Source organism: Streptomyces sp. NPDC104106, from assembly GCF_055584345.1.
On record NZ_JBVJMF010000025.1, the window covers coordinates 69641 to 82246 of the forward strand.

At 72.7% G+C, this 12606-nt stretch carries 12 protein-coding genes; 7 read left to right on the forward strand and 5 right to left on the reverse strand.

The features are described from left to right. Positions 1 to 8: 8 nt before the first annotated feature. Complete coding sequence (locus tag ACZ60X_RS38395) at positions 9 to 893, reverse strand: LysR family transcriptional regulator (RefSeq protein WP_469609080.1); 885 nt, start codon at positions 891 to 893, stop codon at positions 9 to 11. Positions 894 to 1025: 132 nt separating this feature from the next. Here ACZ60X_RS38395 and ACZ60X_RS38400 point away from each other — a divergent pair, with 132 nt between their 5' ends. From ACZ60X_RS38400 to ACZ60X_RS38420, 5 genes are all read left to right on the forward strand, one after another. Continuing rightward, positions 1026 to 1697, forward strand: a complete 672-nt coding sequence (locus ACZ60X_RS38400; RefSeq protein WP_469609225.1) for a succinate dehydrogenase — start codon at positions 1026 to 1028, stop codon at positions 1695 to 1697. A gap of 1 nt (position 1698) precedes the next feature. After that, entirely contained in the window at positions 1699 to 3648 is a 1950-nt protein-coding gene (locus ACZ60X_RS38405) for a fumarate reductase/succinate dehydrogenase flavoprotein subunit (RefSeq protein WP_469609082.1), read from the forward strand. Further along, the gene (locus ACZ60X_RS38410; protein ID WP_469609084.1) at positions 3645 to 4394 is read left to right on the forward strand and encodes a succinate dehydrogenase/fumarate reductase iron-sulfur subunit; all 750 of its coding nucleotides are present in this window, start codon (positions 3645 to 3647) and stop codon (positions 4392 to 4394) included. The genes ACZ60X_RS38405 and ACZ60X_RS38410 overlap by 4 nt, the downstream gene beginning before the upstream one ends. A 244-nt stretch (positions 4395 to 4638) precedes the next feature. Next, a complete protein-coding gene (locus ACZ60X_RS38415; protein WP_469609087.1) occupies positions 4639 to 5409 on the forward strand; it encodes a GNAT family N-acetyltransferase in 771 nt (256 codons plus the stop codon). Continuing rightward, the gene (locus tag ACZ60X_RS38420; RefSeq protein WP_469609089.1) at positions 5409 to 6248 is read left to right on the forward strand and encodes a lysophospholipid acyltransferase family protein; all 840 of its coding nucleotides are present in this window, start codon (positions 5409 to 5411) and stop codon (positions 6246 to 6248) included. Before ACZ60X_RS38415 ends, ACZ60X_RS38420 begins: the two co-directional genes overlap by 1 nt. A 255-nt stretch (positions 6249 to 6503) precedes the next feature. Here the strand turns inward: ACZ60X_RS38420 and ACZ60X_RS38425 are convergent, their stop codons facing one another. Genes ACZ60X_RS38425 through ACZ60X_RS38435 form a run of 3 tightly spaced genes read right to left on the reverse strand, consistent with a single transcriptional unit; the run spans position 6504 to position 10142 of the window. Further along, positions 6504 to 8834 carry an ATP-binding cassette domain-containing protein gene (locus ACZ60X_RS38425; RefSeq protein ID WP_469609091.1) on the reverse strand — a complete coding sequence of 777 codons (2331 nt, stop codon included), beginning with the start codon at positions 8832 to 8834 and terminating at the stop codon, positions 6504 to 6506. Between the two features lie 32 nt (positions 8835 to 8866). Continuing rightward, the gene (locus tag ACZ60X_RS38430) at positions 8867 to 9061 is read right to left on the reverse strand and encodes an antitoxin (protein WP_469609094.1); all 195 of its coding nucleotides are present in this window, start codon (positions 9059 to 9061) and stop codon (positions 8867 to 8869) included. Then, a complete protein-coding gene (locus ACZ60X_RS38435; RefSeq protein ID WP_469609096.1) occupies positions 9018 to 10142 on the reverse strand; it encodes an LLM class flavin-dependent oxidoreductase in 1125 nt (374 codons plus the stop codon). The genes ACZ60X_RS38430 and ACZ60X_RS38435 overlap by 44 nt, the downstream gene beginning before the upstream one ends. 249 nt (positions 10143 to 10391) lie before the next feature. Between ACZ60X_RS38435 and ACZ60X_RS38440 the strand changes: the two genes are divergently transcribed. Continuing rightward, on the forward strand, positions 10392 to 10883 hold the full coding sequence (locus tag ACZ60X_RS38440; RefSeq protein ID WP_469609101.1) for a phosphatase domain-containing protein: 492 nt from the start codon (positions 10392 to 10394) through the stop codon (positions 10881 to 10883). A 49-nt stretch (positions 10884 to 10932) separates the two neighbouring features. Here the strand turns inward: ACZ60X_RS38440 and ACZ60X_RS38445 are convergent, their stop codons facing one another. Beyond that, positions 10933 to 11148 (reverse strand): dodecin, encoded by a 216-nt coding sequence (locus ACZ60X_RS38445; protein ID WP_067043298.1) that lies wholly within the window; start codon positions 11146 to 11148, stop codon positions 10933 to 10935. Positions 11149 to 11351: 203 nt separating this feature from the next. Here ACZ60X_RS38445 and ACZ60X_RS38450 point away from each other — a divergent pair, with 203 nt between their 5' ends. Then, entirely contained in the window at positions 11352 to 12605 is a 1254-nt protein-coding gene (locus ACZ60X_RS38450; protein ID WP_469609103.1) for an extracellular solute-binding protein, read from the forward strand. Position 12606 lies beyond the last annotated feature (1 nt).

Here is a 12606-nt window from a genome sequence, read left to right on the forward strand (position 1 = left end):
GGCCGCCCCTACCGCTCCAGCAACATCCGCTGCAACTCCCGCGCGGCCCGCGGCGGAGCCACGTCACTGCGATGCGCCAGCGCGATCGCCCGGTGCAGCCCGGGCCTGGCCAGCGGGGTCACCCTCAGCCCCCGCCCGGTCCGCGCCGCGACCATGCGGGGCACGACCGCGACGCCCAGCCCGGCCCGGACGAACCCCAGCACCGCGTCCATCTCACCCCCCTCGACGGCGAAATCCGGCTCGAACCCGGCGGAGCGGCACGCGGCGACCGTCAGCTCCCGCAGGTCGTACCCGTGCCGGAACATCACCAGCCGCTCACGCTCCAGATCGGCGATGTCCACGACCCGCCCGCCCCGGCCGGGTGCCGGCGCCTCCGGTGAGGACACCACCACCAGCTCCTCCCGCAGCAGCTCCACCGTCGTCAGCGCGGGCGCGGGCGTCGGCAGCGGCAGCACGACCAGCGCGAGATCGAGCGCACCGCGCGCCAGCTCCCGCACCAGGTCGTGCGAGCCGCTCTCCTCGATCAGCAGCTGGATGCCGGGATAACGGTCGTGGAAGGCGCGCAGCACATCCGGCAGCAGGCCGGTGCACAGACTCGGCGTCGCCCCCAGCCGCACCCGCCCCCGGCGCAGCTGCACCAGCTCCAGCACCTCATGGCGGGCCGTGTCCGCGTCGGCGAGGATCCGCCGGGCCAGCGGCAGCAGCGCCTCGCCGGCGTCGGTGAGCGTGATGTTGCCCCGGGCGCGCAGGAACAGATCCGCGCCCAGCTCCCGCTCCAGCGCCTTGATCTGCTGTGACAGCGACGGCTGGGCGACGTGCACCAGCTCGGCGGCCCGGGTGAAGTGCCGGGTCTCGGCGACGGCGACGAAGTACTGGAGCTGCTGGAACTGCATCCGGCAAGCATAGCGGCCACCATAGGAACAGGCTATGGAAACGAGCCATACCATGTCTTGGACCGATCGGGTCTTCCAGCCCTAGCGTGCTGTGCCATGGCACTGGCAACGCGGACGGACCGACGGCCGTCCATGGCACGCACGATGTGGGGCTCCTCCGTCGGCAAGAAGACCGTGATGGCCGTCAGCGGCCTGATCATGCTGGCGTACCTGGTCGTCCACATGATCGGCAACCTGAAGATCTACTTCGGCGCCGGCGAGTTCGACCACTACGCCCACTGGCTGCGCACCATCGGCGAACCCTTCATGCACTACGAGTGGACGCTCTGGCTCATCCGGGTCGTCCTCGTCGTCGCCGTGGTCGCCCACGCCACGTCCGCGTACCAGCTCAGCCGCCGGGACATCAAGGCCCGGCCCAGCACGTACGTGCACCGCAAGGCGCGGGCGAGCTACGCCACCCGCACGATGCGCTGGGGCGGGATCATCCTCGGCCTCTTCGTGATCTGGCACATCCTCGACCTGACCACCGGCACCGTGCACCCGGGCCACTTCGAGCACGGGCACCCGTACCAGAACGTCGTCGCCGACTTCTCCCACTGGTACAGCAACGTCATCTACATCGTCGCGATGCTCGCGCTCGGCCTGCACATCCGGCACGGGTTCTGGAGCGCCGCACAGACCCTCGGCGTCGGCAGCCGCACCCGCGACCGCGCCCTGAAGACCATCGCCAACGTCCTCGCGCTGCTGCTCACGGCCGGTTTCATCGCCGTACCCGTGGGCGTCATGACCGGAGTGGTGAGCTGACATGACCGACTACCTGAACTACACGACCGGGGAACCGGCCGTCGACACCAAGGCCCCCTCCGGCCCGATCCACGAGCGCTGGGACAAGCGCCGCTTCGAGGCCAAGCTCGTCAACCCCGCCAACCGGCGCAAGCACACCGTCATCGTCGTCGGCACCGGGCTGGCCGGCGGCTCCGCGGGCGCCACCCTGGCCGAACAGGGCTACCACGTCGTCCAGTTCTGCTACCAGGACTCCCCGCGCCGCGCCCACTCCATCGCCGCGCAAGGCGGCATCAACGCGGCGAAGAACTACCGCAACGACGGCGACTCGATCCACCGGCTGTTCTACGACACCGTCAAGGGCGGCGACTTCCGCGCCCGCGAGTCCAACGTCCACCGCCTCGCGCAGATCTCGGTCGAGATCATCGACCAGTGCGTGGCCCAGGGCGTGCCCTTCGCCCGCGAGTACGGCGGCCTGCTCGACACCCGTTCCTTCGGCGGCGTCCAGGTCTCGCGCACCTTCTACGCCCGCGGCCAGACGGGCCAGCAGCTCCTCCTCGGCGCCTACCAGGCCCTCAGCAGGCAGATCGCCGCGGGCAACGTGGAGATGCACCCGCGCACCGAGATGCTGGACCTGATCGTCGTGGACGGCCGGGCTCGCGGCATCGTGGCCCGTGACCTCGTCACCGGCAAGATCGCCACGTACTTCGCGGACGCGGTGGTGCTGGCCTCCGGCGGTTACGGCAACGTCTTCTACCTCTCCACCAACGCCATGAACTCCAACGCGACCGCCGTGTGGCGGGCGCACCGGCGCGGCGCCTACTTCGCCAATCCCTGCTTCACCCAGATCCACCCCACCTGCATCCCGCGCACCGGCGACCACCAGTCCAAGCTGACCCTGATGAGCGAGTCGCTGCGTAACGACGGCCGGATCTGGGTGCCCAGGGCCAAGGGCGACACCCGCCCGCCGCACCAGATCCCCGAGGACGAGCGCGACTACTACCTGGAGCGCATCTACCCGTCCTTCGGCAACCTCGTCCCGCGCGACATCGCCTCCCGCGCCGCGAAGAACGTCTGCGACGAGGGCAGGGGCGTCGGCCCCGGCGGCCAGGGCGTCTACCTGGACTTCGCCGACGCCATCCAGCGCATGGGCCGGGGGGCGGTCGAGGCGAAGTACGGCAACCTCTTCGACATGTACCAGCGGATCACCGACGAGGATCCGTACGAGGTGCCGATGCGGATCTACCCGGCCGTGCACTACACGATGGGCGGACTGTGGGTCGACTACGACCTCCAGACCACCCTCCCCGGCCTGTTCGCGATCGGCGAGGCCAACTTCTCCGACCACGGCGCCAACCGGCTGGGCGCCTCGGCGCTGATGCAGGGCCTGGCCGACGGCTACTTCGTACTGCCGGCCACCATCAACGACTACCTCGCCCGCAACCCGCACCAGGAGCGGGTGAGCGCCGAACACCCCGCTGTGCAGGAGGTGCTGGCCGAGACCGAGGACCGGCTGAACCTGCTGCTGTCCGTCGACGGCGACCGTACCCCGGACTCCTTCCACCGCGAACTCGGCGAACTCATGTGGGAGTTCTGCGGCATGGCCCGCACCGACGCCGGACTGCGCAAGGCCCTGGAGCGCATCCCGCAGATCCGCGAGGAGTTCTGGCGGCGCATCAAGGTGCCCGGCACCGGCGAGGAGTTCAACCAGTCGCTGGAGAAGGCCAACCGCATCGTCGACTACCTGGAGCTGGCCGAGCTGATGTGCCTCGACGCGCTGCACCGTGCCGAGTCCTGCGGCGGTCACTTCCGCGAGGAGTCCCAGACCCCCGACGGCGAAGCCGCCCGCAGGGACGACGAGTTCGGCTACGCGGCCGCCTGGGAGTTCACCGGCACCGGCGAAGCTCCCGTCCTGCACAAGGAAGACCTGGTCTTCGAGTACGTCCACCCCACCCAGCGGAGCTACGCATGAAGCTCACCCTGCGCGTCTGGCGGCAGAAGAACGCCGACGCCGACGGAGCGATGTCCACGTACGAGGTGGACGGCATCTCGTCCGACATGTCCTTCCTGGAGATGATGGACGTCCTCAACGAACAGCTCATCCTGTCCGGCGAGGACCCGGTCGCCTTCGACCACGACTGCCGCGAGGGCATCTGCGGCGCCTGTTCCCTCGTGATCAACGGCGACGCGCACGGCCCGGAGCGCACCACCACCTGCCAGCTGCACATGCGGTCCTTCCGGGACGGCGACACGATCGACATCGAGCCGTGGCGGGCCGCCGCCTTCCCGGTGATCAAGGACCTGGTCGTCGACCGGTCCGCGTTCGACCGGATCATCCAGGCCGGCGGCTACATCACCGCACCCACCGGATCCGCGCCCGAGGCCCACGCCACACCGGTGCCGAAGGCCGACGCCGACTCCGCCTTCGAGCACGCCGAGTGCATCGGCTGCGGGGCGTGCGTCGCCGCCTGCCCCAACGGCGCGGCGATGCTGTTCACCTCCGCCAAGGTCAACCACCTCAATGTGCTGCCCCAGGGCGCGCCCGAGCGGGAGACCCGGGTGCTGGACATGGTGGCGCAGATGGACGCCGAGGGGTTCGGCGGCTGCACGCTGACGGGTGAGTGCGCGACGGCCTGCCCGAAGGGCATCCCGCTGGTGTCGATCACCGGCATGAACCGGGAGTGGCTGCGCGCCACCCGGAAGGCGGGCAAGCGGTAGCGCCGCCGAACAGCGCAGGACGTTCGCCGAAGGGGGCGGACGGGCGGGGCCGGGAGTGGTGCTCATCCCCGGCCCCGTCTGGTTTTCCTTGATCGCGGGAAACCGGCGTTCAGCAATCCCACATCCGCTCTCCTGGCCCCGGTCACGCGCACGCCAACCGGCGTCGGAAGAACAGGAGCGACGGGCCGTACACGCCGAGCCCGCCGCCGCTGTCGCCGAACCGGCCCGTGACCAGGAGTGAGCCATGACCGGCGTATCCACCCTCGACCGTCCCCCACAGCCCGAGGCGCCCGCCCGCTACACCGTCACCCTCGCCCGTGACGAGGACGACGTGCGCGCCGCCCAGCGGCTGCGGCACGACGTCTTCGCCGGGGAACTGGGAGCCCTGCTCGCCACCCCGCAGCCGGGCCTCGACGTCGACGCCTTCGACGCCTACTGCGACCACCTGCTGGTCCGCGACACCGCGACCGGCCAGGTCGTCGGCACCTACCGGCTGCTGCCGCCGGAGCGCGCCGCGGTCGCGGGCCGGCTCTACTCGGAGGGCGAGTTCGCCCTGGGCGCGCTCGACGCCATCCGGCCCTCGCTGGTCGAGGTCGGCCGCTCCTGCGTGCACCCCGACCACCGCGACGGCGCCGTGATCAGCCTGATCTGGGCCGGAATCGCCCGCTACATGGTCGACCGCGGACACGACTGGCTCGCGGGCTGCTGCTCGGTGCCGCTCGCCGACGGCGGGGTGCTCGCGAGCGCCACCTGGGAGCGGGTGCGGGCCAAGCACCTCGCTCCCGAGGAGTTCCGGGTACGGCCGCTGCTGCCCTGGGTCCCGAGCACCGGGACCCCGGCCGGCCACCGCGAGCTGCCCGCGCTGCTGCGCGGCTACCTCCGCCTCGGCGCCTGGGTCTGCGGCGAACCCGCCCACGACCCCGACTTCGGGGTCGCCGACCTGTACGTCCTGCTGTCGATGCGCCGGGTCAACGCGCGCTATCTGCGGCACTTCCTCTCGCTCGTACCGGCCTGATGAGCGTCTGGCTGCCCACCGCGCCCTGCACCCCGGGCGCCTGTGTGGAACCGGCCCGCGGCACGGCCGCCGTACCCCGGGCCGTGCTGCGCCTGGCCGCCGTCGCGGCCCTGCTGCTGGCGGGGATCGCGCTGTCCCCACTCGGTGGGAGGATCCCCGCCGAGTGGGTCAGACGGTGGTGCCGGGCGCTGGTGCGGGCCATCGGGGTGCGGCTGCGCGTCACCGGCGCCCCCGTTCCGGCCGGCGGTGTGCTGCTCGTCGCCAACCATGTCTCGTGGCTGGACATCCCGCTGCTCACCGTCGTACGCCCCGCCCGCATGCTCGCCAAGACCGAGATACGGCAGTGGCCGGTGGCGGGCGCGCTGGCGGCGCGCGGCGGGGCGCTGTTCATCGAGCGGGACCGGCTGCGCGCCCTGCCCGGGACGGTAGAGCGGATCGCCGGGGCGCTGCGCGCGGGCGCGGCCGTGACCGCCTTCCCCGAGGGCAGCACCTGGTGCGGGCGGGCGCACGGCCGCTTCCGCCGGGCGGTGTTCCAGGCCGCGCTCGACGCGGGCGTGCCCGTCCAGCCGGTCAGCCTGCGCTACCGGCAGGAGGGCGGCGCCGCGGGCACGGCGGCGGCGTTCGTCGGCGAGGACACCCTGCTCGCCTCCCTGTGGCGGGTGGCCCGCGCCCGGGGCCTGGTGGCCGAGGTGGAGACACGGCCGCTGATCGCGCCGGGCGCCTGCTGCGACCGCCGCGCCCTGGCCCGTGCGGCCCAGCCCGTGGGCCCCGGACCGACCTGGACCCATCAGGCCCTGCTCACCGGCCGGCCGGCGGCGGTGACCGGCGCCCGGCACTGACCGGCCGACGGCGCTACACCGGCCGTACGACCGGTTCCGCGGAGTCGAAGGGCGTCCAGCGCCGCGCAGCTTCCCGGCGGCGAACGCGGCGGTCCCGGGGACGAGGAGGAACCGGACCGGGGTGCCGTCGTCGAGGTCCGTTGCGTGTTCGGACGAGACCGCCACGGCCTCATCATCGTCAGGGACCGGCGACGGACCGCACCGGCGGCCCAACTCGGCTCGCGCATCGATGCCTCGGGCATGCGTCGGCCGCGCTCAGGGCAGCACCCGCGCCAGGTACGGCGCCGTCGCGCTGCCCGCGGCCCGCGCCACCGACTCCGGCGGTCCCGATGCCACGATCCGCCCGCCCCGGTCGCCCCCGCCGGGGCCCAGGTCGAGCACCCAGTCCGCGTCCGCGACCACCGTCATGTCGTGCTCGACCACCACGACCGTGTGCCCGGCGTCGACCAGGCCGTGCAGCCGGTCCATCAGCACCTCGACATCGGCCGGATGGAGCCCGGTGGTGGGCTCGTCCAGCAGGTACAGGGTGTGGCCGCGCCGGCCGCGCTGCAGTTCGCTCGCCAGCTTGATCCGCTGGGCCTCGCCGCCGGACAGCTCGGTCGCCGGCTGCCCGAGCCGCAGATAGCCGAGGCCGACGTCGAGCAGGGTGCCGAGACTCCGGGCGGCGGCCGGGGTGTCGGCGAAGAACTCCGCCGCCGCCTCCACGGTCAGGTCGAGCACCTCGGCGATGTTCCGCCCCCGGTACGTCACCTGGAGCGTGTCGGGCCGGTAGCGGGCGCCGCCGCACTGCGGGCAGGGGGCGTACGCGCTCGGCAGGAACAGCAGCTCGACGCTGACGAACCCCTCGCCCTGACAGGTCTCGCAGCGGCCACCGGCCACGTTGAAGGAGAACCGCCCGACGCCGTACCCGCGCGCCCGCGCCTCCTCGGTGCCGGCGAACACCTTGCGGACGACGTCGAACAGGCCGGTGTACGTGGCGAGGTTGGAGCGCGGGGTGCGGCCGATCGGCCTCTGGTCGACCCGGACCAGCCGCCCGACGCCCTCCAGTTCCGGCGTCAGCTCGCCGATCAGCGTGGACTTCCCGGAGCCGGAGACCCCCGTGACGGCGGTGAAGGCGCCGAGCGGGAACGCGGCGGTCACCTCCCGCAGGTTGTGCCGGGTCACCGGTCCGATCGTCAACCAGCCGCGCGGCGAACGCACTTCGCGCGCCGGACCCGGGGACTCGTCGAAGAGGAACGCCGCCGTCGCCGACTCCTCCACCGACGCCAGTTCGGCGGGCGGCCCGCTGTACAGCACGCGCCCGCCGTGCTCGCCCGCGCCGGGGCCGACGTCCACGAGCCAGTCGGCGCGGCGCACCACCTCCAGATGGTGCTCCACGACGAACACCGAGTTGCCCGCCGCCTTCAGCCGCTCCAGCACCCTCAGCAGCGCCTCCGTGTCCGCCGGGTGCAGTCCGGCGGACGGCTCGTCCAGGACGTACACCACGCCGAACAGCCCCGAGCGCAACTGCGTCGCCAGCCGCAGCCGTTGCAGCTCGCCCGCCGAGAGGGTCGGGGCGGCGCGGTCCAGGCTGAGGTAGCCGAGGCCGAGTTCGACCACCGGTGCGATCCGGGCCTTCAGGTCCGCGGTGAGCACCCGGGCGGTCTCGTCCCGGCCGGCCGGCAGTCCGGCCAGGTCGGTCAGCGGCAGCGCGGCCAGCTCGGCGACGGTCCGGCCGTCGAAGGTCACCGCGAGCGCCTCCGGCCGCAGCCGGCTGCCCCCGCACGTCTGGCACGGCGTGCTCGCCAGGAAGCGCTCGGCCTTCGCGCGCAGCGTCGGGGACTTGGTGTCCGAGAAGGTCTTCAGCACATACCGGCGGGCGCTCATGTACGTGCCCTGGTACGGCCGTTGGATGCGGTCGGCGTCCCGGACCGGGTGCACGGTGACGACCGGCTGCTCGTCGGTGAACAGGATCCACTCCCGCTCTCGCGCGGGCAGTTCGCGCCAGGGCCGGTCCACGTCGTGGCCGAGCGTGTCCAGGATGTCGCGCAGGTTCTTGCCCTGCCAGGCCCCCGGCCACGCGGCGATCGCCCCCTCGCGCACGGACAGGGACGGGTCCGGGACGAGCAGTTCCTCGGTCGTCTCGTGCACCTGGCCGAGCCCGTGGCACGCGGGGCACGCACCGGCCGCCGTGTTCGGCGAGAACGCGTCGGAGTCCAGCCGCTCGGCGCCCGGGGGGTACGTACCGGCGCGCGAGAACAGCATGCGCAGGGAGTTGGAGAGGTGGGTGACCGTGCCCACCGAGGAGCGGGAGGTCGGGGCCGCGCGGCGCTGCTGGAGCGACACCGCGGGCGGCAGCCCGCTGATCTCGCCGACCCTGGGCGCCCCGACCTGGTGGATCAGCCGGCGCGCGTACGGAGCGACCGACTCGAAGTAGCGCCGCTGTGCCTCGGCGTAGATCGTGCCGAACGCAAGGGAGGACTTCCCCGAGCCGGACACGCCGGTGAACACGGCCAGTACGTCCCGTGGGATGTCCACGTCGACGCCCTTGAGGTTGTGCTCGCGGGCGCCGCGGACGCGGACGTAAGGGTCATGTGAGTGGTGCATGGACGGGCAACTCTATCCGTGCCCGCGCGCGGCTACTGCGGAGGGTTGTCCCGGTCCTGGGGACGGGTGCCGAACTCGTCCCGGATCTTGTCCTGCGCGGTGTCCACCTGCGACTGGTACTTGTTCCCGGTGCGCTGGTCGACGTAGTCGCCACCCTTGTCGATGCCCTTGTCGGCCATGCCCTCATGACCCTTGAGCATGCCCTTGATCTTGTCCATGAAGGACATGGCAGCCCTCCTCGTCGATTGAGGCTTCCCCTCCCAGGGTCACCGGCGCGGGCCGCGTTCGCATCTCGGGGCCTGGCCGGCCCGGCGCGAACAGCGCGGCGAGCCGCCGGTAGGAGTCCAGCAGGCCGGTGCGGTCGTAGGAGCTGGTGGTGACCAGGACCTCGTCGGCCCCCGTCTCCTCCAGCACCGTCTCCAGCTCGTGGACGACCTGCTCGGCGGTGCCGGTGATGTGCCCGGCGAGCCCGGCCTCGTAGAAACCGCGCTCCTTGGCGGTCATCGGGCGGGCCTCGGTCTCCTCGGCGGGGGCGAGCGGCGGGAAGGTGCCGTGGGTGCGGGAGTACGCCATCGACCACGCCTCCGGCACCAGCAGCCGCCGCGCCTCCTCCTCGCTCCCGGCGACCGCGATCGTGCCGGAGACCACGACGTACGGGCCGGCGGCCCAGGGGGAGGGGCGGAAGTCCGAGCGGTACCGGTCGATGCCGCGCAGCATCTTCTCGCGGTTGCGCAGATCCCCGATGACCACGGGCAGCCCCGCGCGGGCCGCGATCCGCGCTCCCTCGCCCATGGCCAGCACGAACGGCGGCACCCGCAGCCCCTCGGACGGGCGGGCACGCACCCCGGTCGGCGAGGTGCCCTCGAACCAGCCGAGCAGCTCGCCGAGCTGCGCCGCGAAGTCCTCGGCGTCCTCCTTGTCCCGGCCGAGCGCCCTGCGCACCCCGTCGGTGAAGCCGACGGACCGCCCGAGCCCCATGTCGATCCGGCCGGGGAAGAGGGCCTCCAGGACGCCGAACTGCTCGGCTACCACGAGGGGTTGGTGGTTCGGGAGCATCACCCCGCCGGTGCCGACCCGGATCGTGCGGGTGGCCGAGGCGACCGCGGCCGCCAGCACGGTCGGCGCGGAGCCGGCGACGCCGGGCACGCCGTGGTGCTCGGACACCCAGAAGCGGTGGTAGCCCAGCGCCTCGGCGTGACGGGCCAGCGCGACCGTGTCCCGCAGCGCCTCGGCGGCCGGGTGCCCCGCGCGGGTGCGGGAACGGTCGAGGACGGAGAACCGGGTCCGGGCGATCACTGAGCTGCTCACGGAGGTTTCAACGCCGTGGCCCACCGGGGATTCCCGCACCCCCTCGCCAGTGCCAGGGCAGGCGGCGTTCGCCCCGTCGCGACGCCCGGCACGCTCCCTCGCCGCGCGGGAGGTGCTCCCCACTCGCCGCACCGGCCGCAAGCCCACGCACGCCCGGTACGAGGACTTCCGTCCGGCACGCCGCCGGCACGCACCGGACGCCGCTCCTCGCCGGGCGAACGATGCCTGCCGGGACACTAGGGTGGCGGTGTGACCGACAGCAGCACGCGGCCGCTCGCCGTGTTCGACCTCGACAACACCCTGGCCGACACCGCCCACCGGCAGTGCTTCCTGGAGAGCCGGCCGAAGGACTGGGCCGGGTTCTTCGCCGCGGCGCCCGCTGACCCGCCCCTGGCCGAGGGCATCGCGCTGGCGGTGCGCAGCGCGGCCGACTGCGAGGTGGTCTATCTCACCGGCCGCCCCGAGCGGTGCCGGCGCGACACGCTGGACTGGCTCGCGGCCCACGGGCTGCCCGAAGGGAGGGTCTTCATGCGGCGCGACGCCGACCGCAGGCCCGCCCGGTTCACCAAGCTGGAGATCCTGCGCCGGCTCGCCCAGGGCCGCGAGGTCCGCTTCCTCGTCGACGACGACGAGCTGGTCTGCGACGACGCCGAACGCGCCGGGTTCAGCGTCGTACGGGCCCGCTGGGCGGCGAGGTCCGCCGCGCTGGAAGAGGCTCAGGAGCGGGAGGGCCGCACCTGACACGAGGGGCTGCGCCGGCCCTCGTCCTCGGTCGGGGCAACAGGACGGGTCAGTCCCCGTCCTCGATCCGGAAGCCCACCTTCAGGCCCACCTGGTAGTGCTCGATCCGCCCGTTCTCGATCTGCCCCCGGACCTGGGTCACCTCGAACCAGTCCAGGTTGCGCAGGGTCTGGTCGGCCCGTGCGATGCCGTTGCGGATGGCCTGGTCGACGCCTTCGTGCGAGGTGCCGACGATCTCGGTGACCCGGTAGGTGTGATTCGACATGAGGGTGCTCCTCTCTGTCAGGCCACCCTCCACCGTGCCCCATCCCCGTCCTGCCCGCACGGCGTCCCCGCGCTGCCCGGCCCTTGACCTTCGCATTGGTCCATACCAAAATCCCAGCACACCCGTGCGAGCGCCCCGCTCGTCCCCCACGTCGGGCCCCCACGCCTGTCCGCACCCCTTGCCAGACAGAACAGGACCCCCTCGTGAGACGTCGCCTGCTCGCCCTCGTCTGTGCCACCGGCTGCCTCGTGAGCGCCTGCGGGATGCTCCCCGGCGGGCACTCGCGCACGACGGTCACCGTGTGGCTGATGAAGGACAGCGCCTCCAAGGAGTTCCTCCAGCGCTTCACCGAGGACTTCGAACGCACCCACACGGACCTGCGCCTGGACATCCGCATCCAGGAGTGGACCGGCATCGTCGAGAAGGTGCGCGCGGCCCTGAAGGACACCTCCGGCGACGCGCCCGACGTCATCGAGGTGGGCAACACCCAGGTGCCGCTGTACGCCGACGGCGGCCGGCTCGCCGACCTCACCCTGGAGTCGATGCGCGACTGGGGCCAGGACGCGTGGCTGCCCGCCCTCGCCGAGCCGGGCAGGGACGGCAACGCCCAGTACGGCATCCCCTGGTACGCGGCCAACCGCGTCGTCATCTACCGCAAGGACCTCTTCGAGGCGGCCGGCATCACCCGCGCGCCGAAGACCCGCGGGGAGTGGCTCGCCGACACCGGGAAGCTCAACTCCGGCGGCAACCAGGGGATATACCTCGCCGGGCAGGACTGGTACACGCTCTCCGGCTTCGTCTGGGACGAGGGCGGCGACCTCGCGGTGCAGAAGGACTACGACTGGAAGGGCACCCTGGACACCCCGGCCGCGCTGCGCGGCATGGACTTCTACCGACGCCTGCAGGCCCTCGGCAAGGGCCCCGTGGACGCCGACGAGGAACACCCGCCGCAGGCGGGGGTGTTCGCCGGCGGAAAGGTCGCACAGATCGTCGCCGTACCGGGACTCGCGCAGGCGGTCGTGCGGCAGAACCCGGCGCTGAAGGGCGAGTTGGGCTTCTTCGCGGTGCCCGGGAAGACCGCCGGGCAGCCGGGTACCGTGTTCACCGGCGGCTCGGACCTGGTCGTCCCGCGGAACACCAAGGACCAGTTCGCCGCGACGGCCGTCGTCGGCGCCCTCACCGGCGCGAAGTGGGACACCGAACTCGCCCGCGCCATGAACTGCGTGCCCAACAAGACCGCCCTGGCGGGCGCCGTCGCGGCCGGGGAGGGGGTCGCCGCCATGGCCGCGGGCGCGGCGCACGGCCGGGCGACCCCCAGTACGCCTCAGTGGGCCGACGTCGAGGCCGACAACCCGATCAAGCCGTACATGACCCGGGTGCTGACGGGGGCCGACCCGGCGACGGAGGCTCGCCGGGCCTCCCGCAGGATCACCGAGGAGCTGACCCCCCGCCTCTGAC

Excerpts from the sequence above, each read along its gene's own strand:
- ACZ60X_RS38420 (WP_469609089.1), top strand. The coding sequence starts at position 5,409 with ATGAGCGTCTGGCTGCCCACCGCGCCCTGCACCCCGGGCGCCTGTGTG.
- ACZ60X_RS38400 (WP_469609225.1), top strand. The coding sequence starts at position 1,026 with ATGGCACGCACGATGTGGGGCTCCTCCGTCGGCAAGAAGACCGTGATG.
- ACZ60X_RS38445 (WP_067043298.1), bottom strand. The coding sequence starts at position 11,148 with ATGTCGAATCACACCTACCGGGTCACCGAGATCGTCGGCACCTCGCAC.
- ACZ60X_RS38410 (WP_469609084.1), top strand. The coding sequence starts at position 3,645 with ATGAAGCTCACCCTGCGCGTCTGGCGGCAGAAGAACGCCGACGCCGAC.
- ACZ60X_RS38395 (WP_469609080.1), bottom strand. The coding sequence starts at position 893 with ATGCAGTTCCAGCAGCTCCAGTACTTCGTCGCCGTCGCCGAGACCCGG.
- ACZ60X_RS38405 (WP_469609082.1), top strand. The coding sequence starts at position 1,699 with ATGACCGACTACCTGAACTACACGACCGGGGAACCGGCCGTCGACACC.
- ACZ60X_RS38425 (WP_469609091.1), bottom strand. The coding sequence starts at position 8,834 with ATGCACCACTCACATGACCCTTACGTCCGCGTCCGCGGCGCCCGCGAG.
- ACZ60X_RS38415 (WP_469609087.1), top strand. The coding sequence starts at position 4,639 with ATGACCGGCGTATCCACCCTCGACCGTCCCCCACAGCCCGAGGCGCCC.
- ACZ60X_RS38430 (WP_469609094.1), bottom strand. The coding sequence starts at position 9,061 with ATGTCCTTCATGGACAAGATCAAGGGCATGCTCAAGGGTCATGAGGGC.